Genomic DNA, 25932 nt, shown 5'->3' with positions numbered 1-25932 from the left:
CAACTATCCAACGAAGAACTCCTTGACGGAAGAGGGCTCCGTGTCTCATCATTGCGGACAATATGTCAGCAATAACTTCTTTGGAATCCTTGAGCGGCCTTGTGGCCTTTTCTGTCACGTTGGAGCTGGGAAGCTTTGCGGCGGCAGGGCGTAAGCTTGGTCTCTCCGCATCTGCGGTCGGTAAAGCGGTCGACCGGCTCGAGCAGAGGCTTGGCGTCAAATTGCTAACGCGAACGACACGCTCGCTCACTCTCACGGGCGAAGGGGAAATCCTTTACCGATATGCTTTCCGTATTCTAAGTGACCTGCAGGAAGCGGAACTGGAGCTACTCAGCGCACAAAATACGCCCCAAGGGCGGCTTAAGATCAGCGTACCAACTGTCATGGGGCGAAGCATTGTCTTGCCCGCTCTTGGTACATTCGCAGCCGACTATCCGGATGTGACGCTGGAAATCTCTCTCGATGATCTGAAAGTTGACTTGATTGAAGGCGGATATGATCTGGTGGTTCGCTTGGGAGACCTTGAAGATTCCAATCTTCATGCCCGCCGGATTGGGCCGCACGCCTTTACTACCTGCGCCTCACCCAGCTATTTTGCGAAACACGGCACGCCTCAAACGCCCGCAGACCTTGGTCATCATTGCTGTGTTTTATACCGCTTCCCGACGACGGGTCTCCCTGAGAAATGGGCATTTAAAGGTGAGTATCGCGGGATGATCGTCAAGCCGGGGATTGTGCTCAATGATGGGGGGGCTCTTGCCTCAGCCGCACTGGCCGGGCTCGGAATTGTACAGGCACCGCGTTACCTCGTTGCCGAGGATATCGAAGCTGGACGATTGGTATCCATACTGGATGAATTTACAGACAATCGCGGCACTGTCTCGATTGTGTGGCCGTCATCACGAACGAAGGTGGCACGTGTGCGCGCGTTTGTTAATTTCATCTCTCAATGTTTGGCAGACAAGATTTAGATCATTTGCCAAGCCTTACCGTGACTGCATTTCTTTGACTATGCGCTATCCCGGTTGAGATGCGCATAATCCACAATGGTCGGTCAATGCCATGGTGACCGCATGATAATCCCATGACGAATTGTTGTCCTAAGGGGAACGCAGTAATTCAAGACATCTTGTCTGGAATGAAGCGACAGACAGCCTTCTACAATACCAGCGCCACTTGCAATATTTTTGCGATGTCGGAAATCTATAAGAACCGTCATTCGATAGGGATATGCCTTTTGTGATGTCCCGCAGATTCCACATCGAGAGAGGCGAGGGTCAATATCATGAGCGATACACAAAACAAGACAGGTGTTAATCGACGGGATTTCATCATCGGGGCATCCGGTGCCGGTCTGGCTGCTATTACCTATAACGGTGCTTTTGCGAAGACGAATGATAAGTCGTCTTCCTTTGATGTAATCATCGTCGGAGGAGGATCGGCTGGTGCCGTTTTAGCCAGTCGTTTGAGCGAAGATTCATCCAGACGCGTACTGCTTCTCGAAGCTGGAAAGTCGTATGCGCCGGAGAGTTATCCGGACGCCGTTCGTCTGCAAAGCATCATTGGTGGCGATTCCGAGCATGATTGGGGGTTCACCTCTGAACCGGGATGGGGTGAGACGTCTTTCCCAGTACCCCGCGGAAAGGTTCTGGGAGGATCATCTGCAGTGAATGCCGGTGTTGCAATGCGGGCGACGGCATCCGACTTCGACCGTTGGACGAAGGCCGGGCTGCCAAATTGGTCGGCTGCCGATGTTTTACCATTTTATAAGAAGAGTGAGCGCACGGTAAATGGTGCGGATGAACTTCACGGTCGTTACGGTCCGTGGCCGATCCATCAGCTGCAGGACGATGAAATTTCAGATATGCAGCGCGCTTTTATAAAATCCGCCCAGATGGCGGGTTTTCCCAAAGTCGATGATTTTAACGGGAATCAGCCTTTGGGTGTCGGCCCTTATCCGATGAATAACCGTATGGGACTGCGGCTTAATACCGGCATGACATTTTTGTCCAAAGCTGTTCGGGCGCGCGCTAATTTGACCATAAGAAGCGAAGCGATTGTTGACCGGGTAGACATTCGCCAAGGACGTGCCGAAGCCATCATTCTCGAAAATGGAGAACGCATTACCGGTGGTGAAATTGTGCTTTCGGCGGGAGCCTATGGAACTCCGGCCATTCTGCTGCGATCAGGCGTTGGCCCTGCCGACAACCTGCGTGCGATGGATATTCCTGTTATGGCCGATCTGCCGGTGGGCCAACGGTTGCAGGAGCATCCGTTTTTCTACACAATCTGGGCGGCAAAACCGGAACGTCTTGGGCTTCCGGTTCCGCCTGTTGGCGCCATTCTTTGGGCGCAATCTTCAAAGGCTGCCCCAGGAGAAGGTGATTTCCATGTAAGTGCGGTGCATTATGGTGACCCGGCCTCTTCACCAACCGGTGCCATTTTCATGCTTGCATTGGCATTAACACGCCCGAAATCCATCGGCACTGTGACCTTGCGAGATCGCAAGGCGACGACATCACCCCGTATCGCCCTCAACATTCTCGGTGAAGCCGAGGACCGGCAGAAAATGGTTGAAGGTATCGAGATGATCCGCCGGATCGCAAGTCAGGGGCCGCTTTCCGATATTATTGTTCAGGAACTGGTTCCGGGGGCATCCCTCACTAGCTCCGCCGATCTCATGGCCTCGCTGCCAAAGGCACTTGATATCTATCACCATCCAACGTCAACGGCACCTATGGGTGGACACAACTCCCCGCATGCGGTGACCGATTATCAAGGACGCGTGAACGGTGTTGGAAATTTGAGGGTTGCGGACGCATCCAGCTTCCCCGATGTACCTTCGGTTGCAACCAATCCAACCGTTATCATGCTGGCAGAACGCATCAGTGACTGGATGCGCGCGTAAAACGATGCAGCCACCCCTGCGCTTCCGCCAATAGGTCATCTTAATTATAAAAAGTCGCCCGCGATTGCCTTGGATACGAATCCCGAGCCACCGGCTCGGGATTCTCGGATATACGGAAGTTTAACCCGGTACGGCAATCATCATTGCATTGCCATTTGCCAAACAGCAAAACAATACCGTTCCTGATAATTGAACCTGTTCACACCGGTTAAGTTGCGTGGCATGCTGTTGCGTTTTCTGCGACACAGCTTTCAATCATGCCCGACTACCGCCCCTTAAGATCAAGTGATATCAATATTTTTGTAGAACTTGCGGAAAATAACGCATGACCACGTGCCTGCTTTTCGCACGTGAATCGAAACTTGATTTTGAACCCTTGTGGTTCGCGTTCTCGACCTCTGAAGAAGTCTTCACAAACGGCTATTAGACGGCCAGGCGTCATTACCTGCTTGTAAAAGTCAGGAATCCCCCCGTCTGCTTTTCAGCTTTTGAATTACTCCGGGAGTTACTTCATGCCAGCTGACGCCCCCAAGCTCATATTAAATCGACGAGATGCACTCATCTCTGCAACAGCTTTTGCCGCAAGTTTAGCCATTCCGTGGGGCACTTCGCATGCCGCGCCCCCCCCACCATTCAGCATCTTCCAGCAGGAGAAGACACCATGGGCTACATCACGACTGACGATGGCGTACAGATTTTCTACAAGGACTGGGGCCCCAAAGACGCCCAGCCTATAATGTTTCACCATGGCTGGCCGCTCAGTGCGGATGACTGGGATGCACAGATGATCTTCTTCCTGTCGAAGGGCTATCGTGTTGTGGCACATGACCGTCGTGGTCACGGTCGATCCGAACAGGTTTCCGAAGGCCAGGATATTGACCATTACGCAGCAGATGCATTCGCTGTCGCTAAAGCACTTGATTTGCGCAACGCTGTTCACATCGGCCACTCCACAGGCGGCGGCGAAGTTGCCCGGTATGTAGCACGACATGGAGAGCCCGCAGGTCGGGTGGCCAAGGCTGTTCTTGTTGCAGCCATCACACCGCTGATGTTGAAGACCAAGGACAATCCCGAAGGCACGCCAATCGAAGTTTTCGACGGCTTCCGAGCTGCTTTGGCCAGCAACCGCGCACAGTTCTTCCGCGATATTCCGTCCGGTCCGTTCTTTGGATTCAATCGCGAAGGTATGACTGCGAGCGAAGGCGTGATCCAAAACTGGTGGCGTCAGGGCATAATGGGCAGTGCCAAAGCACATTATGATGGTATCAAGGCATTTTCGGAAACAGACCTGACCGACGACCTCAAAGCGATTAACGTGCCAACTTTGGTACTACATGGTGAGGACGATCAGGTTGTGCCGATAGCTGCCTCAGCTATGAAAGCCATTAAATTGCTGCCGAACGGTTCCTTGAAAACTTATCCAGGATTTTCTCACGGCATGTTGACCGTAAATGCGGATGTACTTAACGCCGACCTTTTGAAGTTCATTGCCAACTGATGTGACAATGGAATTTGCGTTCAGGAAACGGGTGGCTGTCAGAAGATCCAACAGCCACCCGATTGTTTTATGACCACAAATCCGTCGGAATGCCGGCGTTGTTTTTGATCGGGTCATCATGTTCGCTTGCGGCAAAAGCTGCGCCTTCGATATGATAGACTTGCGGTTCTTCCGAGAAATATTGCTCCAGGCCCGTCATGAACGTCTGATGGTCTTCACTCTCCTCAAAGCCCGGCGTGTGATCCTCGAGTGAGCGCCACCGCACGATCAGGTGGAAGCGTTCGGGTGTTTCAATCCCCTGCGACAGAAGGTGACCGCGGTAACCCTTCGCGCGGATAAGCAACGGAACAACTTTGGCGAAGGCTTGCCGGAACGATTCAGTCTGCTCCTTGTAAACGGGCAGCTGGGCGACCTCATAAATCATGGTTGCACCTTTAAAATAAGTTCAACGGTTAAGAGTCCGCACTTGCAGGATGAGCTGACGGGTCAACTGCAATCACAACTTTGCCCCGGAGGCCGTTATCGGGGTTCTCCAGCCGGGCATGGGCAAGTGGGATGTCGGCCAGTGAATAGACGGCACCGACATGGGGGCGGAGCTGGCCGCGTTCGATCAGCGTGCTCAGTTCGTCAAGCTTGCCCCGGTTCTGGCGGGTGAACACGAAGTGGTAGCTGGCGTTTTTGCCCCAGGCTTCGATCAGGTTCTGCGGCTGTGCGATATCGACAATCGAGACGACACGGCCAAGCTGGGCGAGTGCATCCGCACTTTTGGCGAGTGTATTGCCACCGATGGTGTCAAAGATGACATCAACCCCGTTGCCATCGGTTTCGCGCAGGATGGCATCGACATAGTCCTCTTTGGTGTAGTCGATGAGGACGTCGGCACCGAGGCTTTGGGCGAATTCGAAGTTGTCTTCGCGCACGGTGGTAAAGACCTTTGCGCCAATTGCCTTTGCCAGTTGGATTGCCACATGGCCGACACCGCCGGCACCGCCGTGGATCAGGATGCTTTCACCGACCCGAAGGCCCGCACGTACCACCAGTGCCTCCCACGCCGTGCCGCCGACCAGTGTCAGGCTGGCGGCTTCGAGGTGGCTGAGCGAGGCCGGTTTTTTGCCGATAATTTTTTCCGAAGCGACATGGTATTCGGCGTAGCTTCCGTCCCCGTCAAAAATCTGCGGGGTGTACCAGACTTCATCGCCGGGAACGAAGCTGGTGACACCGGGGCCGACACTTTCGACGACGCCCGAAACGTCATGCCCGGTAATGGCGGGCAGGGGTACGTAATCGGGATAGTCGCCGCGCCGGACCTGATAATCCAGCGGATTGATGGAGGTTGCGTGGACACGGACAAGGACCTGTCCGGCCTGCGGGACGGGCATGGCGACGTCCTGAAGTTCAAAGGCTTCCGGGCCGCCAAAGGATTTGAGGATTTGAGCTTTCATTGTCTGGACTTTCATTTTGGTGCCTTATTTCGGTAAAAAGGGATATCGCAATTTCTCGATATATTCGGACAAAAAAACTACAGTTCTTTTCCGATGGCATCGGCAAGAGCGCGGATGGTTGCTTCGTTCCGCTTGTAGTAGGTCCACTGCCCGATGCGTCTGACTTCCACCAGACCCACCCGTTGCAGCGTCGCAAGGTAATCGGACACCGTCGATTGCGACAGTCCGACACCTTCCTGAATACTGCTGACGCAAACTCCAACCGTATTGACGTCACCTTCATCCTGCGGAGGGAAGTTCTTCGCAGGCTCTTTCAAGCCTTTGAGGATTTCAAGGCGGGTCCGGTTCGAGAGGGCTTTGAATATTTCGAGCATTTCCATGACGCGAAATATATCTGGATTTTCCGATATGTCAATATGCGGAATGAGCCGGGCAGCTATGCGTTGATGCGGACCTTTGATCGGAGCATCGGCAAAGTGGAGACATTGCTGCATACCCCCGAGTTATGACAATTTGGGAATTAGGGGAATTTCATCGGAAAATCTGGGAGGTTTGGGACCAAGGAGCAATACTCATATTATATGAGTATTGCTCCTTGGTAGGCCCGGAGGGACTTGAACCCCCAACCAGACCGTTATGAGCGGTCGGCTCTAACCAATTGAGCTACGGGCCCCCAAGGGGAATGGAAAAGACCGCGCCAATTGTTTGGCGCGGTCCCGAAAACTAGCGATTTTCGGGCCAAGGTCAAGCCCGAACGTCGCAAGATTTTTTAATAATCGAGGAAAGAACGCAATTTGCGCGAGCGCGACGGATGCTTGAGCTTGCGCAGCGCCTTTGCCTCGATCTGACGGATACGTTCGCGGGTCACGGAGAACTGCTGACCAACCTCTTCGAGGGTATGGTCGGTGTTCATGCCGATCCCGAAACGCATACGCAGAACACGTTCCTCACGCGGGGTGAGCGATGCCAGAACGCGCGTGGTGGTTTCACGCAGGTTGGCCTGGATCGCAGCATCAAGCGGCTGAACGGCGTTCTTGTCTTCGATGAAATCGCCAAGATGGCTGTCTTCCTCGTCCCCGATCGGGGTTTCGAGCGAGATTGGCTCCTTGGCAATTTTCAGAACCTTGCGAACCTTTTCAAGCGGCATCTGCAGTTTTTCTGCCAGCTCTTCCGGGGTCGGCTCCCGACCGATTTCATGCAACATCTGGCGCGAGGTACGGACCAGCTTGTTGATGGTTTCGATCATGTGAACCGGAATACGGATCGTACGGGCCTGATCGGCGATGGAACGCGTGATCGCCTGACGGATCCACCAGGTCGCATAGGTCGAGAATTTGTAACCACGGCGGTATTCAAACTTGTCCACCGCCTTCATCAGGCCAATATTGCCTTCCTGAATAAGGTCGAGGAACTGAAGACCGCGGTTGGTGTATTTCTTGGCAATCGAAATCACGAGACGCAGGTTGGCCTCGATCATTTCCTTTTTCGCACGTGCCGCTTCGCGTTCGCCCTTGTTGACGACACCGTAAACACGGCGGAATTCACCAATCGGCAAACCGACTTCGGCCGAAACACCGCCCACCTGTTCACGCAGCTGCGCGATTTCATCCGGGTAGCGTTCGATGAAAGCCTTCCAGCCCTTGCCCGGCAATTCGCTGACGCGTTCCATCCAGTTCGGGTCGAGTTCATGGCCCTGATACTGTTTGACGAAATCGGGACGCTTGATCTTGCAACGGTCGGCAAAACGCAGAAGCTTGCCTTCAAGGCCGAGCAAACGGTTATTCAGGCCGGTCAGGTGATCAAGCAGCTCCTCGATCCGGAAGTTGTTCAGATGAACATCTTCCATCAGGTCAACCATCTCGCCCTTCAGCTTGGCATAACGTTTTTCGGTCGCAGCCGGAACGGTTTCACCCTTGTTCATCGCGACAAGGCGCTGTTCCTGTGCCTTGTGCAATTTCTCATAGGTTTTGGCGATCAGTTCGAACTTCTCAAGAACCTGCTCGGTCAGTTCCTCTTCCATTTTGGAAAGTGAAACGTTGACCTGTTCGTTCTCGTCATCGTCCTCATCGTCGCCATCACCTTCGCCTTCAGAACCCTCGGAATCTTCGTCCGACTCTTCTTCGTCGTCCTCTTCTTCCTCGTCGCTGGCGGGCGCACCGGTCGGTTCTGGCGTTTCGGTTTCGGCTTCTTCGTCTTCGTCGGCATCGGTTTCGACAGCGGCTGCCTCGAAATCATCGCCTTCGGTTTCTTCTGCTTCGTCACCTTCTGCGGCTGCGATTTCCGCATCCGGACCACCACCATAAGTGGTTTCCAGATCGATCACATCGCGAAGCAGAAGATTGCCAGCCTGAAGCTGATCATGCCAGTTGACGATCGCGCGAATGGTCAGCGGGGATTCACAAATCCCGCCAATCATCATGTCACGGCCAGCCTCGATACGTTTGGCAATGGCAATTTCGCCCTCGCGCGACAGCAGCTCGACGCTGCCCATTTCACGCAGATACATACGGACCGGATCATCGGTACGGCCAACATCATCTTCAGAGATATTGCCGCTCGGATCCGAGTCTTTCTCGTCATCGTCGTCCGAGTCGTCCCCATCTTCACCATCGATAACATTGATGCCCATCTCGTTGAGATTGCTCATCACGTCTTCGATCTGTTCGGAGGAAAAATGCTCCGACGGCAAGGCAGCGTTCAATTCATCGACCGAGATGTGGCCTTTCTCTTTGCCCTTGGCAATGAGCTTCTTGATGGCCGCTTTATATGTATCGAGAAGAGGTCCGTCTGCGGTTTCAGAAGAGTTCTTTTTCTCTTCAGCGTTCGAAGTCTTAGACGACATCTATTCCCCGTTTCCCGCTGGGTACAGTTCGTACCGTTGTTATCCCAAGCACTGTTTTGCTCAGCGCAAATCACAAATAGCCCGAACGCCGATCCCGCACACAAACGCATGCATTGATCAGTCGTCGAGCTTAAACACTTTTTCCCGGCGCCGGGCCAGATCGTCGCGTCTATGCGAAAATCTTTCCCATTCTTCCTCGCTGATATCTGCTGCCAACTGTCGGACGGCGTATTTTGCCTCTTCGTCCTCCAGGGAGCTTACAGCCATAGAAAAAACCTGTTCCCAACCCGCGCGAGCCCGTTCGAGCGGCGTTTCGGGCCTAGCGAAAGCGGCGTGCGCCAAAATATCCGCACCTACCACCCGCAAAACTGTCTCTGACAGCCCGTCGCGCTCCAAATAGGCCTTGATTGCATCGGAATCAAGTCCGGGATCACCGTCAAGGAGCTTTAAGACGGCACGACGAAGATTGTCAAGTTCGGAGTCAGCACAAGAGTAGATTCCGAGCCGTTCGCCAACATCATCATGCAAATGCGGATGATTGATCAGCGTCACCAGCAAAATGCAATCCTGTAGGCTCCGTCGCTTATGCATGGGCGGACGCAACATCCCCGGAACAGCTTTGCCCGCTGGTTCCCAGAAATAGTCTTTTTTTCCGCCCTTGCCACCCCTGGCGAATTTTTTGTTCTGGTATGTCCCACTACTGCGCGCGGCGCGCCCTGCTCCGCCTGTGGTACGATCCCCCTTGAACAACTGCCAGATACGATCACGAAACATCGACTGGTATTGCGATCTGACGGCATCATCACCGATTGCCGAAATGCGTTTCTGAATATCGGCCTCAAGGGCCGCACGGCGTTCCGGTGTATCGGTTGCCCGCCCGGCAACCTCCATACGCCAGACCAGTTCGGCCAGCGGCACCGCCATATCGAGAATCTTGCGGAAATTGGCAAAACCGTTTGCCCCGGCCATCAGACTATCGGGGTCTTCGCCCTCTGGCAGGATGGAAAACAGCAATGATTTCCCCGGACGCAGAATCGGAAGCGCACGTTCCGCGGCACGCACCGCAGCGCGCTTACCCGCGGCATCACCATCAAGGCACAGGATCGGCTCGTTGGTCATTTTCCAAAGCTCGCCGATCTGCTCCTCTGTGACCGCTGTTCCTAACGGAGCCACTGCCCCGCGGAAACCGGCCCGATGAAGGGCTATCACATCCATGTAACCCTCGGTCACGATGATCGGCGCATCCTGCTGGCTGGCTTCACGCGCCTGAGGCAGGCCATAAAGGAGCTGGCCTTTGTGAAACAAGGGTGTATCAGGGCTATTCAAATATTTCGGCTTGGTGTCACCCATGACACGCCCGCCAAAAGCGACGACCCTGCCACGCCGATCAAGGATCGGAAACATCACACGCCCACGGAATCGGTCATAGGTCTGGCGTCCCTGATCTTCGGGCTCGATCAGAAGCCCCGCCTCGATCATCAGGGACTCGTCAAACTCTTCGCGCTTGAGGGCAGCCTTGAGCGCCCCACGGTTATCAGGCGCAAAGCCCAGTCGAAAATCCGCAATCGTTTTATCGTCAAGGCCACGACGGCGAAAATATTCAAGCCCATCGCGGCCTTCGGGCATATGAAGCACGCGTTCGTAAAATACACAGGCCGCTTCCATCACTTCGTAAAGTGTTTTGGCCTTTTTCTCACGCTCCTGGGCTTCACGTGATGGTTTGGGAACATCCATGCCCACCTGATTTGCCAGAACCTCGACCGCCTCGACAAAAGTCAGGCCGCGGGTATTCATCACAAAGCTGATCACGTCACCATGCGCGCCACAGCCAAAGCAGTGATAAAATCCCTTTTGTTCGTTAACCGTGAAAGAGGGGGATTTTTCGGAATGGAACGGACACAGGCCGGAATATTCCCGGCCGCGTTTAATCAGCTTCACCGACGTACCGACAATATCCGCCAGTCCGACGCGCGCCCGCAGATCGTCAAGAAACGACTGGGGAAAGCTCATGATTGTCCCGATCCCGTGATCATGTTGATACCAAGTCCCGTTTTACCCTTTAATTGTTCCATTGTCTGGAATCCGGGCTTAGGGACGACGAAAGCCGGACGATTTTACACGCCCGGCTTCCATTAAAAATAGCTATTCTCGAAATCAGCCGAGAAGTTTTTTCGCAACACCGCCGGCTTTGCCGAAATCCATGCAGCTGGCGTATTTTTCGCGAAGTGCTGCCATCGTCCGGCCCATATCCTTCAGGCAGGTCGCGCCAAGGTCGGTAACCACCCCCTTAACAGCCGCCTCGATTTCATCATCGGACATCTGTTTGGGCAGGAACCGTTCAATCACACCGATCTCTGCGGCTTCCTGTGCCGCCAGTTCGGGGCGATTACCCTTGGTGTACATTTCGATGCTTTCGCGACGCTGTTTGACCATCGCCTGCAGCAGGGTCAGGATTTCCTCGTCGGAAATGCCATCGGTGTTCCCCTCGCCGCGTGCCGCAATATCGCGTTCCTTGAGTGCTGCCAGGATCAGGCGCACGGTAGTCACGGATACGGCATCCTTCGCGAGGACGGCCTTTTTCAAAGCGTCTGTAAGCTGCGATCGCAGCATGGCTTGTCTCTGATTCTGTGGAAGAAAGGAGCGAACATACCCCAAAAGCGCCATCTAGGCAAAGAAAACCTTTCCATTTAACTTATTGATTTAAAAGGAAAAATAAAAGTTTGGATGCATCCTTGACAGGGCAGCACGACTCCCGTAGACATCCGCCAATTTGCCTGCCGGGATGAGGTTTTTACCCGCTTTCAGCATATTGTACCGACGTCTTTTGGCGTTGCGGTAGATGCGACTGGGGATACCTTGCCATGTCCGCATGCCCGATATGCAGGGGAATTGGGCCGTTTTTCTCGGCCTGCTCGTAATTATTATATATAAAGACTCCGTGTCTCACCGTGGAAAGATCGAAAGGACATTCGCCAATGTCAGCGCCCACGCACACCCCGCCTCCTGGTGCTTCTGCCGTTCTGGTACTTGCCGATGGTTCTGTTTTCTGGGGACGAGGCGCTGGTGCCCGAGGAGAGGTTGTTGGTGAAGTCTGCTTCAACACCTCGATCACGGGCTACCAGGAAATCATGACCGACCCGTCCTATGCCGGGCAGATGATCACTTTTACTTTCCCCCATATCGGCAATGTCGGCACCAATGACGAGGATATCGAAAACACCACCCCCGTCGCCCTTGGCTGCATCCTGCGCCAGGACATTACCGAGCCGTCCAACTACCGTTCACAGGGGCATTTCAATGACTGGCTGGCAAAACAAGGCCGGATCGGTATTGCCGGTATCGACACCCGACGCCTGACCAAACGCATCCGGAACGAAGGCGCACCGAACGGTGTGATCTGCCACAACCCGGATGGCAAGTTCGACATCGATGCCCTGATCGCCAAGGCCAATGAATGGCCGGGCCTTGAAGGCATGGACCTTGCCAAGGACAATAGCTGCACCGAAGGCTATGACTGGGATCAGACGCTGTGGACCCGCGAAGGCGGTTACGGCGAACTGGGCAATGCCAAACACCATGTCGTTGCCATCGATTACGGTGTGAAACGCAACATCCTGCGCAATCTTGCCGCCCTTGAATGCAAGGTATCGGTTGTTCCGGCAACGACGTCCGCCGAAGAAATACTTGCGATGAACCCTGATGGGATTTTCCTGTCGAACGGCCCCGGCGATCCGGCGGCAACCGGCGAATATGCGGTTCCGACCATCAAAAAACTGATCGACAGCGGCAAACCGGTTTTCGGCATCTGCCTTGGTCATCAGATGATGGCGCTCGCCCTTGGTGCGAAAACCAAAAAGATGGATGTCGGCCATCGCGGTGCGAACCATCCGGTGAAGGACACCACAACCGGTGTCGTCGAAATCACCAGCCAGAACCACGGCTTTGTCGTCGACAAGGACAGCCTGCCCGACAATGTTGAAGCAACGCACTTCTCGCTGTTTGACGGATCCCTTGCCGGGCTTCGCCTGAAAGACAAGCCGGTGTTTGCGGTTCAGTACCATCCCGAAGCATCCCCGGGACCGCACGATAGCCATTACCTGTTCAAACGTTTCGTTAGCCTGATCGAAGACGCGAAAGCCTGATAGCGCGACAACATCAGCGACAAGCGATTAACGGACTTAATTTCGGGCGGTGCAGCAATCGCGCCCGCCACGCCAAAAGCGGAAAAAGACATGCCGAAACGTACAGATATCAAATCCATTCTTATCATCGGTGCCGGTCCTATTGTGATCGGTCAGGCTTGCGAATTCGACTATTCAGGCGCACAGGCCTGCAAGGCCCTGAAGGAAGAAGGCTATCGCGTCATTCTGGTCAACTCGAACCCGGCAACGATCATGACCGATCCGAACCTGGCCGATGCGACCTATATCGAACCGATTACACCTGAAATGGTTGCCAAGATCATCGAAAAGGAACGCCCGGATGCCCTGCTGCCGACCATGGGTGGTCAGACAGCACTGAATACCGCGCTGGCACTTTATGACGATGGCACGCTTGATAAATATGGCGTCGAGATGATCGGTGCGAAAAAGCACGTGATCGAAAAAGCCGAAGACCGTCAGCTTTTCCGCGAAGCCATGGACAAGATCGGCCTTGAAAGCGCGCGTTCCGCAATGGTCCGTACCTTTGAAGAAGCCGTTGTCGCCCTTGAAACCACTGGTCTTCCGGCCATCATCCGGCCGAGCTTCACCCTTGGTGGTGAAGGCGGCGGCATTGCCTATAACCGCGAAGAATTCGAACAGATCGTTCGTAATGGTCTGGCGATTTCGCCGACCCATACGGTTCTGGTCGAAGAATCCATTCTTGGCTGGAAAGAATATGAGATGGAAGTCGTCCGTGATCACGCGGATAACTGCATCATCATCTGCTCTATCGAAAACGTCGACCCGATGGGCATTCATACCGGTGATTCGATCACCGTTGCCCCGGCCCTGACCCTGACGGACAAGGAATACCAGATCATGCGCGACGCCTCGCTGGCGGTCCTGCGCGAGATCGGTGTGGATACTGGCGGTTCGAACGTTCAGTTCGCGGTCAACCCCGATGATGGCCGCCTGATCGTCATTGAAATGAACCCGCGCGTGTCGCGTTCGTCTGCACTGGCGTCCAAGGCGACCGGCTTCCCAATTGCCAAAATCGCGGCCAAACTGGCTGTTGGTTACACGCTTGACGAACTTGATAACGACATTACCGGCGTGACCCCGGCTTCGTTCGAGCCGACCATCGATTATGTCGTCACCAAAATTCCGCGCTTCACCTTCGAAAAATTCCCGGGTGCCCAGGCGCTTCTGGGGACGGCGATGAAGTCGGTTGGCGAAGCCATGTCGATTGGCGGCTCGTTTGCCGAAAGCCTTCAGAAGGGCCTACGGTCGATGGAAACCGGCCTGACCGGTTTGAACGAAGTGAAAATCGAAGGCGCGCCGGACAAGGCCGCGATCCGCGCAAAACTGACGCAACCGATGCCGTTCCGCATTCTTTATGCGGCACAGGCATTCCGTCACGGTCTGACTCTTTCGGAAATCCAGTCGGCCACCAAGTTTGACCCATGGTATCTGCGTCAGGTCGAAATGCTGGTCGCCGAAGAAGAACAGGTTCGTGCCAAAGGCCTGCCTAAGGACAAGCAGGAATTGCTGCGTCTCAAGAAACTCGGTTTCTCGGACGCGCGTCTCGCGGAACTGGTGGGTATGGAAGAAGACGACGTTCGCGCGATCCGTCACGCGATGGAACTTCGCCCGGTTTATAAGCGCATCGATACCTGTGCGGCCGAATTCCCGTCACGCACGTCTTATATGTATTCGATTTACGAAGGCGACGGTTTCTTTGAACCAGAAAACGAAGCCGAAGTCACCGATCGCAGGAAAGTCATCATTCTTGGCGGTGGCCCGAACCGTATCGGTCAGGGCATCGAGTTCGACTATTGCTGTGTTCACGCGGCCTATGCGCTTCGTGAAGTCGGTATCGAGGCCATCATGGTCAACTGCAATCCGGAAACGGTTTCCACCGACTATGACACTTCGGACCGCCTGTATTTCGAACCACTGACGGCCGAAGACGTGATCGAACTTTGCCAGCTTGAGCAAAGCAATGGCGAACTTCTGGGCGTGATCGTTCAGTATGGCGGCCAGACCCCGCTTAAACTGTCAGCCGCCCTTGAAAAGGCCGGCATTCCGATCCTCGGCACCAGCCCCGACAGCATTGACCTTGCCGAAGACCGCGACCGGTTCCAGGAACTGATCCACAAGCTGGGCCTGAAGCAGCCGGCCAACGGTATTGCCCGTTCGGTCGACGAAGCCGTCAAGATCGCCGAAGGCATCGGTTACCCCATCGTTATCCGCCCAAGCTACGTGCTAGGCGGCCGTGCGATGGAAATCGTTCACACCACCGAAGACCTGCTACGCTACATGACCGAAGCCGTTCAGGTTTCGGGCAAAAGCCCGGTTCTGATCGACAGCTTCCTTCAGGATGCGATTGAAATTGATGCCGACGCGGTTTCGGACGGCGAAAATGTCTTTGTCGCCGGCATCATGCAGCATATTGAGGAAGCCGGTATCCATTCCGGGGATAGTGCCTGCTCACTACCGCCCTATTCGCTCGGTCAGGACATGATTGACCGCCTGAAAGAACAGACTGTTCAGCTGGCCAAGGCACTTGATGTTGTTGGCCTGATGAACGTGCAGTTCGCGATCAAGGGTGATGTGATCTATCTGATCGAAGTCAACCCGCGTGCCTCGCGTACCGTTCCGTTTGTTGCCAAGGCCACCGGCAACCCGATTGCAAAAATCGGCGCGCGCATCATGGCAGGCGAAAAGCTTTCGGACTTCAAGATCAACGAAGGTCCGTTCAAGCATATTGCGGTCAAGGAAGCGGTGCTTCCGTTCAACCGCTTCCCGGGTGTCGATACCCTGCTTGGCCCGGAAATGCGCTCAACCGGCGAAGTCATGGGCCTTGATACCGATTTCGGTCGCGCCTTTGCGAAGGCCCAGATGGCGGCGGGTCACGATTTGCCGCAATCTGGCAAGATCTTCATGTCAGTCAAAAACTATGACAAACCGGCCGCTGTTCAACTCGCACGCGACGCGATCGAGCTTGGCTTTGTGATTGTTGCGACGCATGGCACTGCCGAAGCTCTTGAAAAAGAAGGGCTGGACGTCACCCCGGTCAATAAGGTACAGGAAGGACGTCCCCATATCGTGGACATGATGAAGAACGGCGATATCAACCTGGTATTCAATACCACCGAGAGCAAACAGGCTGTGGTCGACAGTTTCTCGATCCGGCGGACGGCACTCAGCAACGATATTCCGTACTACACCACGATTGCCGGTGCCCGCGCCACCCTGCGTGCCATCGACAACCTGAAACGCGGAGCACTTGCAGTGCGACCCGTTCAGGAATATCTTGGGGACGAGTACTGAGGTTCCTTTTCGAACCCGTTCAACGAGTTTAGACCGCCCGGCGGTATCTGCCGGGCGGTCGATTTTGTAGTATCGATCGCTAATAAGAATAGGCTGTGAGCGCGATGGAAAAAGTACCTATGACCCCGCAAGGGCATCAGCGCCTCGAAGAAGAGCTGAAGCACCGCAAATCCGTCGAACGCCTTGAAATCATCAAGGCGATCTCGGAAGCGCGCGAGCATGGCGATCTCTCGGAAAACGCCGAATACCATGCCGCGCGTGAACGACAGAGCTTCTGCGAAGGTCGAATTGCCGAACTGGAAGATGTTCTTAGCCGCTCCGAAGTCATCGATATCAAGTCGCTGGCTGGGTCGGTCGTCAAATTTGGCGCGACCGTGCATCTTGTCGACGAGGACACCGACGAGGAAACCACCTATCAGGTTGTCGGTCCGATCGAGGCTGATATCAATTCCGGCCGTATTTCGACCACCTCTCCGATTGGCCGTGCGCTGATCGGCAAGGCCGTTGGTGAATCCGTAGAAGTTACCGTGCCTGGTGGCACGAAGAGCTACGAGATACTGAAGGTCGAATTCGCCTGATCCGATTGTAATATTTTGCGAAAGTACGGCCCGATAAACATCGGGCCGTTTTTTTTGATCCAAATACCCTGCACAAGCATCTGCCATGACACCTGACATCATCATTTCCCATGCCCGCCCGGAAGACAGCGTCCATGTCGCCGACATGTCCAATGCCCTGCATGTTGAACTTGATTACGACAATCCGCCCCATACGACCGAAAGCATCCATGAAATGATGTTCGGGCCAAGAGCGCTGATCAAAAGCCTGATCGCATGGGATGGGCGTCGCGCTGTCGGACAGGCGATCTTTCAGCCGTTCTATAACCCGGATTATTCAAAAATCGGGTTATGGATGACCGAACTTTATGTTGTGCCAGACATGCGTTCGGAAAAAGTTGGCAACAAACTGATGAAGGCTCTTGGCAAATACGCCTTGGATCACGGCTATATTTCGATGTGGTGGTCCGTCCTGCATCGCAACGAAGCCGCCTGCCGGTTTTACGAACGGCTAGGCGCGCGTAACTCCGGGGCCCTGCAATATGAAATTGATGGGGATGAGTTAAAGAACCTTGGCCAATAAAACCACTGATCATCAAGCACGTGACAAAGAATTGAATTCATAATATTTTTCGGCATCATTCTGAAATGATCGTTCTGGAAAGATCGAGAACACCAACAGCGTGCGACGCCCGGCCGGGGGGATAACGGGCGTCTCAAAGCGGAGCCAGTCAAATGATTGGCTCCGCTTTGATTAACGACAAATCTGTTTCTGGCACGCAGACAAAACAAAACCGGCAACCTCGAAGGTGCCGGTTTTTATCTATCGGACTGATGCAATTCAGCTCAGTCCTCGGCCTCGATATCAATCGGAACACCGGGCTGGTTTTTGGCGGTGCGAATCGAGAGTGCCGATTTCACGTGATTGACGTTTTCCGCAACCGTCAGTTCGGTTGTCAGAAACTTCTGATATTCGTCCCAGCTGTGTGAAACGATTTTCAAAAGGAAATCCATTTCACCGGCAACCATATGACATTCGCGCACTTCCGGCCATGCAGCGGCACGGCCTTCAAAGGCGCGCAGATCATGTTCAGCCTGGCTTGCAAGACCGACCAGCGCAAACACGGTTACATTATATCCAAGCGCCTGCGCATCAACATCGGCATGATAGCCCTGAATGAAACCGGCTTCTTCAAGCGCACGGACACGACGCAGACAGGGTGGCGCAGAAATACCTGCACGGCGTGCAAGTTCCACATTGGTCATGCGGCCATCTTCCTGGAGATCGCGCAGAATTCTGCGGTCGATCTTGTCGAGTTTGACCCGTTGCATTTATCCCTCGATTCTGTGCGCTGAACTTACCCCGGACGAAACAATATTACAGGGGGCCAGTACGCTGGCAATAATATATTCGGCAGCAGAATGCAATCTGCCCTTTTGTAACGCGTACAAATGCACTGCACAATTTTGTATCAAAACGTTGCAAACCGCTATTTTCCGCCAATCGGAATGTCAGGCTGAAAAGCATCATCGGACACCGTTCCGAAAACCTTGCAAAACATCGTGCGAGGCGGTTGCGCAATGCCATATCACCCCATATGTTCGAAACCTGTTTTTCACCGACCACAATATGCAAAGCACATGGCCCAGGAACATAACACCAAAGTCCTCATCATCGGATCCGGCCCGGCCGGTTACACAGCAGCGATTTATGCTGCACGCGCCAACCTGGAACCCATGATGGTTATGGGCCTGCAACCAGGTGGTCAGTTGACGATCACGACAGATGTTGAAAACTATCCCGGCTTTGCCGATGTCATCCAGGGCCCGTGGCTGATGGATCAGATGAAGGCGCAGGCCGAGCATGTCGGAACCAAAATGGTCCACGACCTGATCACCGAAGTCGACTTTTCGAAACGCCCCTTCGTCTGCAAAGGCGATTCGGGTGATGTCTATGTTGCCCAAAGCGTGATCATTTCAACCGGCGCACAGGCCCGCTGGCTTGGCCTTCCGGGCGAAGAAAAATTCAACGGTCGCGGTGTTTCCGCATGTGCCACCTGTGACGGGTTCTTCTATCGCAACAAACCGGTTGTGGTTGTTGGGGGCGGCAATACCGCGGTTGAAGAAGCTCTTTATCTTGCCGGGATCTGCTCGAAGGTGACGCTCGTGCACCGTCGCGACGAATTGCGCGCGGAAAAAATGCTGCAGGATCGCCTGCTGAAGCATGAAAAGATCGACGTCGTCTGGGACAGCGTCATTGACGATATTCTTGGCGGTGACGGCCCGATGGATGGCGTTGAAGCCGTTCGCGTGCGCAATGTCAAAACCGGCGATCTGACAGACATTACTGCGGATGGTTTCTTTGTTGCGATCGGCCATGATCCGGCAACCGCCGTGTTCAAAGGACAGATCGACATGGATGACGAAAATTACATCCTTGTAAAACCGGGCAGCACCACAACCAACGTCAAGGGCGTCTTTGCCGCAGGCGACGTGACCGACAAGATTTACCGTCAGGCGGTTACCGCAGCAGGCATGGGGTGCATGGCCGCCCTCGAAGCCGAAAAGTTTATTGCCGAGCACACCGAATAAACACGGCAACACGAGAACCAGATATGATAAAGGGGTGCTCATGGTGCCCCTTTTTTCTGTGCGTTACCCGGAAATACAACCTTGGTCGCAATGCACGAATACGCTGTTTCCGGGCAATCCCCTGAGTTCATTTACGAATTCGGCGTGAACGAAATCACCACTTTCGCAATTGGTTGCTTGCAGATCGCGTCAAAGGCCTCATATTGATCTAATGATATCAGTTTGGAAGCAATTCCGCATGCGGCTTAACAGTGTGGAAACCAAATGCTTCTAAGAAGAAGATAAAGAAGTATCAGGGGACTGTTGCGGCAATAGCGCGACAGTGACATTAGGAGCAGGTCTATGGACTGGGACAAGCTGCGTGTTTTTCACGCTGTTGCGGAAGCGGGAAGCTTCACACACGCGGGGGAAAATCTCAATCTGAGCCAGTCGGCTGTCAGCCGGCAGATCAGCGCACTTGAAGAAAGCGTCAAGGTGCCGCTATTCCACCGTCACGCCCGCGGCCTTATCCTGACCGAGCAGGGTGAACTTCTGTATCGCACGGCCCATGATGTGTTTGCCAAGCTTTCCATGGCCGAAGCCCGCATTCGCGAATCCAAGGAACGCCCCAGCGGTCCGCTGAAGGTCACCACCACGGTCGCCTTTGGCTCAACCTGGCTGACACCGCGGATCAACGAATTCCTTGAACGCTATCCGGAAATCGAATTGTCGCTGGTACTCAACGACGAGGAACTCGATCTTGCCATGCGCGAGGCCGATGTTGCGATCCGCATGCAGCCCCCACGTCAGGCCGATCTGGTGCAGCGTCAACTGATGACGCTGCGTTATCATGTCTTCGCATCCCCCGAATATATCAAGCAGTTCGGCATTCCGAAGAAACCCGAAGACCTGAAAGATCATCGCCTGATCATTTATGGTGCGGATGCGCGCCCGCCGGTTTCCAACGTCAACTGGATGATGGCCGTCGCCCAGCAGTTCAAACCGGACATGCGGCCGATCCTGAAGCTGAACAATATCTATGGTATCTTCCGTGCGACCGAGTCCGGGCTTGGTATTTCAGCTCTGCCCGATTACTTGCTGCCCGCCGACAGCAATCTGGTCCGCATTCTGCCGGAACTCGAAGGGCCAAGTTTCGATGCCTATTTCGTTTATCCCGAAGAACTGCGCCATTCCAAACGCATTGCGGTGTTCCGTGATTTCCTGATCGAGGAAATCAACAAGGTCAAAGCAAAAGTCAATGCTGCCGCTGCGGCTGACTAACGCAAACAGCAGCAAGAGAATCCAAAGCCCCGCAACAAATCTGGTTGCGGGGCTTTTTTCTTGCGTCTCAACGGAACAATACAACCTTTGATTTACAGCACTCCACACGATGACATGCCGACGACGGCCAAACCTGAGCGTGCATTAGCAAATCACTGACATGATGTGCAGGTTTATCAGGATGCAAAATCGGGCCTTTCAAGAAAACGCAGTCATAATAGCTTCAATTTACTGACATTTTTTCGCCATGCACTGAGCGCATGGTTGGCTTGTCGTTATTCTATTTTTAAGCGTAAGATCATATGCGTATATTCACATCAGAAGTTGTTAGCGACCGCAAACGCGAAGAGCGCTTTCATCTTTTCCTGATCTCCGCATGATCCGTCCGCCGAAACGTTATTCGGCTTGGAATCTTCCTTGGATTCCTCGTCTCCCAGACGTTAAAGCCTCCCTGTTGATCTTGCCGGTAGCTTCCCCTAGCTACCGGCATTTTTTTCGCATTCGCACAATTAAGCGGCAGTAAACTGATCAAAAGATTGGGAACAAGCGCATTAGAATCCATAAATATTTTATATATTTCAGTTACTTATAGGAAAAATTTTCGCAGCCCAAGATTTATGCAATTTACGCATGGCTGAATGAGCAATTTGACAGTGGTGTTTCCCGTCAAAAACGCTATCTTCCTCTTCGAACCGCAGCGGTGAACAACCGCATCGCGGTACAGAGTTTTCTCCCTGACCGAATTTCGGTCTTTGCCGGGCGCCCTGCCCGGCATACCCAGGGCCCTGAGAAGGGTCCTACGTCTCCCAGACGTGAAGCCTCCCTGATAAACTTGCCGGGCATTCATTTGCCCGGCTTTTTTTTGCCCTCACGACAGCCTCACCATCACCACGCGCAACTGTGACCCGCTGCAACCGTCTTCACCTTGGCAGCCTCACCGAAACCACGCAGTATGAAGCTTGCGCGCACGTGCGTCTGGTAATCGGGGATTAAAATCATGCAGAAAAATATCGGCCAGTTCCTGTTTGGCAAACCGGCAGAGGATCGCCTGCCGGAACGTGTGCGTCATGCGATTGCCCTTCAGCAGCAAGAGAGCGAAAAACTGATCGGCTGGGTGCAGCTCTTGCTGGTGACGATCTTTGCGACCCTTTACGCCGTCTCACCCAAAACATTCATGAACACCGGAATTCATCCTGTCCCATGGGCTTTGGGACTATATTTCATGTTCACCTTTATCCGACTGGCACTGTCTTATCGCAGCAGCCTGTCAAACTGGTTCCTGACCCTGTCGGTTATTGTCGATATTGGTTTGCTGATGGTCCTGATCTGGAGCTTCCATATCCAGTATATGCAACCGGCGAGCTTCTATCTCAAATCGCCGACCATGATCTATGTGTTCATCTTCATCTCGCTGCGCACCCTGCGGTTTGACCCGCGTTATATTTTGCTGGCGGGCGCAACGGCGGCAATTGGCTGGCTGATACTGGTATTCTATGTGATCTGGAGCGAACGCGGCCAAAGTATGATCACACGGGACTATGTGACATATCTGACATCCAATTCGATCTTGATCGGGGCCGAGATCGACAAGATCATTGCCATTGTTCTGGTATCAACCGTGCTAGCGATTGCAGTTTTGCGAGCACAACGTTCGTTCACCCGTGCCGTCACAGATGAAATCGCGGCAAGCGAACTGTCACGCTTTATCTCACCCGAGGTCGCCGCGCGCATTACCCACGCAAACCAGCAAATCAAACCTGGCGATGGTGAAGCCGCAAGGGCCACCATCATGTTTACCGATATCGAGGGGTTTTCCGGCGTTTCCGAAAAACTGAGCCCGCAAGAACTTGCTGCAATGCTCAACGAATATTTCGCCGCGACCAGCAATGTGATCAATAAACATGGTGGCGTGATCACCCAGTTTCAGGGCGACGCAATGCTGATTACCTTCAACGCGGTAAAAGCCGATCCCGACCACGCATTAAACGCAGTACGGACAGCAATCGATATTACACGGGTCTGTGCTGAAACCACATTTTGCCATGGCGGCAGGCTCAAAACCCGTTGCGGGATCAATACCGGCGATATCGTGATCGGTGCGGTTGGATCGGAAAACCGTCTGACCTTCACCGTCCATGGTGACAATGTCAATATTGCCGCCCGGCTGGAACAGCTAAACAAACAATATGGCAGCTACATCCTTGCGACCGAGGATACCGTCAGGGCCTGCGAGGAAGGTTTTGCCTGGCAGGCGCGCGGTGAAGTCACCGTGCGTGGGCGCGAAACGCCAACACCGATCTTCAGTCTCTAGGGTCAGGCCCCACAAAGAAAAAGCGCGCGGCGGGCGATTTGCCCGCCCCACGCTTTTTGGGGACAGATGGTCTTGGGGAGACCGGTCAGATACGGTGCCTTGACCTTGGGGTGCAGATCACTGCGGGGGACAGTGATTTTAAAGGTCCCGGTGAGTAGCGAGGGAGGGGCGCTTCACCGGCGTTTCCGCATCTGACAATTGTGAATATGCCCTTGAATTGGGGCGTAAAAACCGGCCGGTAATGACCATTCAGGGGCAAATTGGGGCAAAATAAAGTTTGGAGCTGAAACCGCGAAAAACCTGTTTCCGTTCGGGAAAAAAGAAGGGGCGGGATTTACCCGCCCCATTTTCGGGGTCTTCATGGTCTTGGGGAGACCGATCAGCGAGGTCTGCAATTGTTCTTTCTTCGGGGGAAGATGAAAGAACGGGCCAGAAGACGTTTGAGGGGGGACAGAAGGTTCTGGCCGTTGCCTCGACTGACAATGACCAATCTGCCTTGAGAATAGGGCAGGAAAACAGGTCGCATAGGGCCATTTGAGGGCGAATTATGGTCAAAAAGAGGCACGGATACTCCAAACCCGAGATAGCGAAATGAACAATAATGATCTATCCTGAAGATTGTCCGGTTTCACATTGGCCTGAATGTGCCAATCCGAAATTCAGCATGCACCTGCATTAACTCCCGGCACCGGCTCCTTGCCCCGCATGCCAACGCAGACCGGACATCACGCACTAAACAGACCCGGCACAAACCGGGCCCGCGAAACGTCCTGACCGGTTGCCACCTTGGCAACAGCACATGGAACCGCCAAAAATTACCGGGCGATGACAGAACCAACCTCCATGCGCGGACCGGTCCCATGCGTCCCATGATGCGTCAAGGAGATGTCCATGCCCCCGTCCAAAAACACAAAAGACAAAGATGACGCCACAAATTCCCCCTCAGGCCCCCGGCACGTTCCGCGAAGCGCAGCATTGATCGGCCCCTATTCCAGCGGCAAGACCAGCCTGTTTGAAAGCCTCCTTGCCGCAACCGGCCGTGTCCATCGCAAGGGAAGCGTTCGCGATGGCACGACAATCGGTGATGCAACCGCCGAAGCACGCGAACGGCACATGAGCACCGAAATGACAGTTGCCCAAACCCGTTATCTTGACGAGGAATGGCACTTCATCGACTGCCCCGGCTCTGTCGACTTTGCACAGGATGCCCGCGAAGCCGCGATGATATGCGATGTTGCAATCGTCGTGGTCGAACCCGATCCGACACGCGCCATGATCGCCGCACCGACCCTGAAATTTCTTGATCGCAACCGCATTCCGCACCTGATTTTCATCAACAAAACCGACCATGGCGGCATCCGCCTGCGCGACAGTCTTGATGCGTTGCAATCAATTTCGGAACGCCCACTTGTTCTTCGTGAAATTCCAATCCGCGATGGCAAGGAGCCTGACGATACGATAACCGGTTTCGTCGATGTCGTTTCCGAACGGGCCTATCAATATCTGGAAGGGCAACCGTCGAAACTGATCACGCTGCCCGCCAATGCCAAGGATCGCGAAACAGAAGTCCGCGACGGGTTGCTCGAAGCTTTGGCAGATTTTGACGACAACCTGCTTGAACAGATTCTAGAAGATCAGAAACCGGCAACAGAAACGATCTATGACAATCTTGAACGAGATCTGGCCAAGGATTTGATTGTTCCGGTCTTTTTCGGTTCTGCCGAACATGATCACGGGATCATCCGGTTGTTAAAGGCGTTGCGCCACGAAGCCCCGAATGCGGATGTCTGCGCCCACCGCCTGGGCATTGAACCGGAAGGCAACAATGTCGCCGTCCAGATTTTTAAAACTGTTCATCTGCCCCATGCGGGGCGGTTTTGTTATGGGCGCGTCCTTTCGGGACAGCTAAAGAATGGCGACACACTTGGTCGCGACAAGGTCGCAGGCATGTGTCAGGTCTTTGGCGATAAGCACGAAAAGCTCGATATCGGCACATTTGGCAGCATCATCGGCCTGCCGCGCATCGATCATCTTCGAACCGGCTCGCTCTGCACCACCGATGGTGAAATGGATAATCTGTGGCCCGATCCATTGCCCCCGCTTTATGAAACAGGGCTGGAAGTCACCAAACCCGGTGATGACGTCAAACTGACCGAAGCATTGCGCCATCTGTGCGAACAGGACAGGTCGCTGTCCTTCATCCATAGCGACAATACCGGACAACTTGTTTTACGGGGGCATGGTGATATCCATCTTCAGGTCGCACTGGCGCAGCTTCGCAGCCGCTATCACCTTGAAATCGAAACCCGGCCTGTTGAAACCGCCTATCAGGAAACCGTGCGCAAACCGGCCCAGGCGCGCGGGCGATATAAAAAGCAGACCGGCGGTCACGGGCAGTTTGGCGATGCCCAGATCGAAGTGAAACCCCTTGGACGCGGCGAAGGTTTTTCATTCACTGAACGGATCGTCGGCGGGGCCATTCCCCGGCAATATATCCCAGCTGTCGAAAAAGGGGTGCGCGACGCCACGCGTTCCGGGCCGCTCGGTTTTCCGGTTGTCGACATCGCGGTTGAATTGGTTGACGGGTCCTATCACGCGGTCGACAGTTCGGATCAGGCGTTTCAGATGGCCGGGCGCATTGCCATCGCCGAAGCGCTTAAAGAAGGGCAGTCTATCCTGCTTGAACCCATCGAAAGATATTCGATTTCAATTCCGTCCGAATTCACGTCAAAAGCCCAGCGACTGGTCAGCACCCGGCGTGGTCAGATCCTTGGGTTCAGCGCCAAGGATGACTGGCAGGGATGGGACGAAATCGACGTGCAGATGCCAGCATCCGAAACCGGCAACATGGTGATGGAATTACGGTCACTCACACAGGGCACTGGCTTTTTCACGCGAAGTTTCTCGCACATGCAGGAGATTGCGGGAAAACAGGCCGACCTGATCGTCAGCACCCGACAAAAACCACATAAAAAGTAATAGAATTGATCTATCGCTAATCATTAAACTATTGATTGGCGTAAAGTTTTCCAATGATTGATACTCTT

The 25932-nt window shown here is 54.0% G+C and carries 18 protein-coding genes and 1 tRNA gene; 11 read left to right on the top strand and 8 right to left on the bottom strand.

Annotated elements, in window-relative coordinates:
- Positions 1–62: 62 nt before the first annotated feature.
- From SMB34_RS01865 to SMB34_RS01855, 3 genes are all read left to right on the top strand, one after another.
- Positions 63–971, top strand: coding sequence for a LysR family transcriptional regulator (locus tag SMB34_RS01865; protein WP_051682066.1), 909 nt, complete (start codon positions 63–65; stop codon positions 969–971).
- 314 nt (positions 972–1285) lie between these two features.
- On the top strand, positions 1286–2908 hold the full coding sequence (locus SMB34_RS01860; protein ID WP_084716444.1) for a GMC family oxidoreductase: 1623 nt from the start codon (positions 1286–1288) through the stop codon (positions 2906–2908).
- Between the two features lie 661 nt (positions 2909–3569).
- The gene (locus tag SMB34_RS01855; RefSeq protein WP_037987386.1) at positions 3570–4406 is read left to right on the top strand and encodes an alpha/beta fold hydrolase; all 837 of its coding nucleotides are present in this window, start codon (positions 3570–3572) and stop codon (positions 4404–4406) included.
- Between the two features lie 67 nt (positions 4407–4473).
- Here the strand turns inward: SMB34_RS01855 and SMB34_RS01850 are convergent, their stop codons facing one another.
- From SMB34_RS01850 to SMB34_RS01820, 7 genes are all read right to left on the bottom strand, one after another.
- On the bottom strand, positions 4474–4830 hold the full coding sequence (locus SMB34_RS01850; RefSeq protein ID WP_037987385.1) for an antibiotic biosynthesis monooxygenase family protein: 357 nt from the start codon (positions 4828–4830) through the stop codon (positions 4474–4476).
- A gap of 28 nt (positions 4831–4858) precedes the next feature.
- Positions 4859–5848 carry a zinc-dependent alcohol dehydrogenase family protein gene (locus tag SMB34_RS01845; RefSeq protein WP_037987499.1) on the bottom strand — a complete coding sequence of 330 codons (990 nt, stop codon included), beginning with the start codon at positions 5846–5848 and terminating at the stop codon, positions 4859–4861.
- A 77-nt stretch (positions 5849–5925) separates the two neighbouring features.
- Positions 5926–6228 carry an ArsR/SmtB family transcription factor gene (locus SMB34_RS01840; protein WP_037987498.1) on the bottom strand — a complete coding sequence of 101 codons (303 nt, stop codon included), beginning with the start codon at positions 6226–6228 and terminating at the stop codon, positions 5926–5928.
- 216 nt (positions 6229–6444) lie between these two features.
- Positions 6445–6521 (bottom strand) — tRNA-Ile (locus tag SMB34_RS01835).
- Between the two features lie 96 nt (positions 6522–6617).
- Positions 6618–8690: an RNA polymerase sigma factor RpoD gene (gene rpoD, locus SMB34_RS01830; RefSeq protein WP_037987384.1), complete on the bottom strand. Its 2073-nt coding sequence runs from the start codon at positions 8688–8690 to the stop codon at positions 6618–6620.
- A 117-nt stretch (positions 8691–8807) separates the two neighbouring features.
- Positions 8808–10700 carry a DNA primase gene (dnaG, locus tag SMB34_RS01825; RefSeq protein ID WP_037987381.1) on the bottom strand — a complete coding sequence of 631 codons (1893 nt, stop codon included), beginning with the start codon at positions 10698–10700 and terminating at the stop codon, positions 8808–8810.
- A 144-nt stretch (positions 10701–10844) separates the two neighbouring features.
- Complete coding sequence (locus SMB34_RS01820) at positions 10845–11300, bottom strand: GatB/YqeY domain-containing protein (RefSeq protein WP_007089847.1); 456 nt, start codon at positions 11298–11300, stop codon at positions 10845–10847.
- Between the two features lie 365 nt (positions 11301–11665).
- On the opposite strand from SMB34_RS01820, the gene carA reads away from it, so the two are divergent.
- The 4 genes from carA to SMB34_RS01800 all read left to right on the top strand — a co-directional run bounded on the left by carA (position 11666) and on the right by SMB34_RS01800 (position 17305).
- Positions 11666–12832 (top strand): glutamine-hydrolyzing carbamoyl-phosphate synthase small subunit, encoded by a 1167-nt coding sequence (carA, locus tag SMB34_RS01815; protein WP_037987379.1) that lies wholly within the window; start codon positions 11666–11668, stop codon positions 12830–12832.
- Between the two features lie 90 nt (positions 12833–12922).
- Positions 12923–16165 carry a carbamoyl-phosphate synthase large subunit gene (gene carB, locus SMB34_RS01810; protein ID WP_037987378.1) on the top strand — a complete coding sequence of 1081 codons (3243 nt, stop codon included), beginning with the start codon at positions 12923–12925 and terminating at the stop codon, positions 16163–16165.
- 104 nt (positions 16166–16269) lie between these two features.
- On the top strand, positions 16270–16743 hold the full coding sequence (gene greA / locus SMB34_RS01805; RefSeq protein ID WP_007089850.1) for a transcription elongation factor GreA: 474 nt from the start codon (positions 16270–16272) through the stop codon (positions 16741–16743).
- Positions 16744–16828: 85 nt separating this feature from the next.
- The gene (locus tag SMB34_RS01800; RefSeq protein WP_007089851.1) at positions 16829–17305 is read left to right on the top strand and encodes a GNAT family N-acetyltransferase; all 477 of its coding nucleotides are present in this window, start codon (positions 16829–16831) and stop codon (positions 17303–17305) included.
- Between the two features lie 263 nt (positions 17306–17568).
- Here the strand turns inward: SMB34_RS01800 and SMB34_RS01795 are convergent, their stop codons facing one another.
- The gene (locus tag SMB34_RS01795; RefSeq protein WP_007089852.1) at positions 17569–18054 is read right to left on the bottom strand and encodes an Lrp/AsnC family transcriptional regulator; all 486 of its coding nucleotides are present in this window, start codon (positions 18052–18054) and stop codon (positions 17569–17571) included.
- 309 nt (positions 18055–18363) lie between these two features.
- Between SMB34_RS01795 and trxB the strand changes: the two genes are divergently transcribed.
- The 4 genes from trxB to SMB34_RS01770 all read left to right on the top strand — a co-directional run bounded on the left by trxB (position 18364) and on the right by SMB34_RS01770 (position 25864).
- Positions 18364–19314, top strand: a complete 951-nt coding sequence (gene trxB, locus SMB34_RS01785; RefSeq protein WP_007089854.1) for a thioredoxin-disulfide reductase — start codon at positions 18364–18366, stop codon at positions 19312–19314.
- A 342-nt stretch (positions 19315–19656) separates the two neighbouring features.
- The gene (locus tag SMB34_RS01780; protein ID WP_007089855.1) at positions 19657–20574 is read left to right on the top strand and encodes a LysR family transcriptional regulator; all 918 of its coding nucleotides are present in this window, start codon (positions 19657–19659) and stop codon (positions 20572–20574) included.
- Positions 20575–21571: 997 nt separating this feature from the next.
- Positions 21572–22885, top strand: a complete 1314-nt coding sequence (locus SMB34_RS01775) for an adenylate/guanylate cyclase domain-containing protein (protein ID WP_037987376.1) — start codon at positions 21572–21574, stop codon at positions 22883–22885.
- 891 nt (positions 22886–23776) lie between these two features.
- Positions 23777–25864 carry an elongation factor G gene (locus tag SMB34_RS01770; RefSeq protein ID WP_037987375.1) on the top strand — a complete coding sequence of 696 codons (2088 nt, stop codon included), beginning with the start codon at positions 23777–23779 and terminating at the stop codon, positions 25862–25864.
- Positions 25865–25932 lie beyond the last annotated feature (68 nt).

Origin of the sequence: Thalassospira permensis NBRC 106175, assembly GCF_000714555.1 — a bacterium.
Classification (GTDB): Bacteria; Pseudomonadota; Alphaproteobacteria; order Rhodospirillales; family Thalassospiraceae; genus Thalassospira; species Thalassospira xiamenensis.
Note: the sequence above shows the minus strand (reverse complement) of the source record. Positions and strands in the feature narration are given on the sequence as shown.

What these genes read in the sequence shown, in the direction of transcription:
- SMB34_RS01865 (WP_051682066.1), top strand. Translation starts at nt 63, where the DNA reads ATGTCAGCAATAACTTCTTTGGAATCCTTGAGCGGCCTTGTGGCCTTT.
- SMB34_RS01860 (WP_084716444.1), top strand. Translation starts at nt 1,286, where the DNA reads ATGAGCGATACACAAAACAAGACAGGTGTTAATCGACGGGATTTCATC.
- SMB34_RS01855 (WP_037987386.1), top strand. Translation starts at nt 3,570, where the DNA reads ATGGGCTACATCACGACTGACGATGGCGTACAGATTTTCTACAAGGAC.
- SMB34_RS01850 (WP_037987385.1), bottom strand. Translation starts at nt 4,830, where the DNA reads ATGATTTATGAGGTCGCCCAGCTGCCCGTTTACAAGGAGCAGACTGAA.
- SMB34_RS01845 (WP_037987499.1), bottom strand. Translation starts at nt 5,848, where the DNA reads ATGAAAGCTCAAATCCTCAAATCCTTTGGCGGCCCGGAAGCCTTTGAA.
- SMB34_RS01840 (WP_037987498.1), bottom strand. Translation starts at nt 6,228, where the DNA reads ATGGAAATGCTCGAAATATTCAAAGCCCTCTCGAACCGGACCCGCCTT.
- rpoD (WP_037987384.1), bottom strand. Translation starts at nt 8,690, where the DNA reads ATGTCGTCTAAGACTTCGAACGCTGAAGAGAAAAAGAACTCTTCTGAA.
- dnaG (WP_037987381.1), bottom strand. Translation starts at nt 10,700, where the DNA reads ATGAGCTTTCCCCAGTCGTTTCTTGACGATCTGCGGGCGCGCGTCGGA.
- SMB34_RS01820 (WP_007089847.1), bottom strand. Translation starts at nt 11,300, where the DNA reads ATGCTGCGATCGCAGCTTACAGACGCTTTGAAAAAGGCCGTCCTCGCG.
- carA (WP_037987379.1), top strand. Translation starts at nt 11,666, where the DNA reads ATGTCAGCGCCCACGCACACCCCGCCTCCTGGTGCTTCTGCCGTTCTG.
- carB (WP_037987378.1), top strand. Translation starts at nt 12,923, where the DNA reads ATGCCGAAACGTACAGATATCAAATCCATTCTTATCATCGGTGCCGGT.
- greA (WP_007089850.1), top strand. Translation starts at nt 16,270, where the DNA reads ATGGAAAAAGTACCTATGACCCCGCAAGGGCATCAGCGCCTCGAAGAA.
- SMB34_RS01800 (WP_007089851.1), top strand. Translation starts at nt 16,829, where the DNA reads ATGACACCTGACATCATCATTTCCCATGCCCGCCCGGAAGACAGCGTC.
- SMB34_RS01795 (WP_007089852.1), bottom strand. Translation starts at nt 18,054, where the DNA reads ATGCAACGGGTCAAACTCGACAAGATCGACCGCAGAATTCTGCGCGAT.
- trxB (WP_007089854.1), top strand. Translation starts at nt 18,364, where the DNA reads ATGGCCCAGGAACATAACACCAAAGTCCTCATCATCGGATCCGGCCCG.
- SMB34_RS01780 (WP_007089855.1), top strand. Translation starts at nt 19,657, where the DNA reads ATGGACTGGGACAAGCTGCGTGTTTTTCACGCTGTTGCGGAAGCGGGA.
- SMB34_RS01775 (WP_037987376.1), top strand. Translation starts at nt 21,572, where the DNA reads ATGCAGAAAAATATCGGCCAGTTCCTGTTTGGCAAACCGGCAGAGGAT.
- SMB34_RS01770 (WP_037987375.1), top strand. Translation starts at nt 23,777, where the DNA reads ATGCCCCCGTCCAAAAACACAAAAGACAAAGATGACGCCACAAATTCC.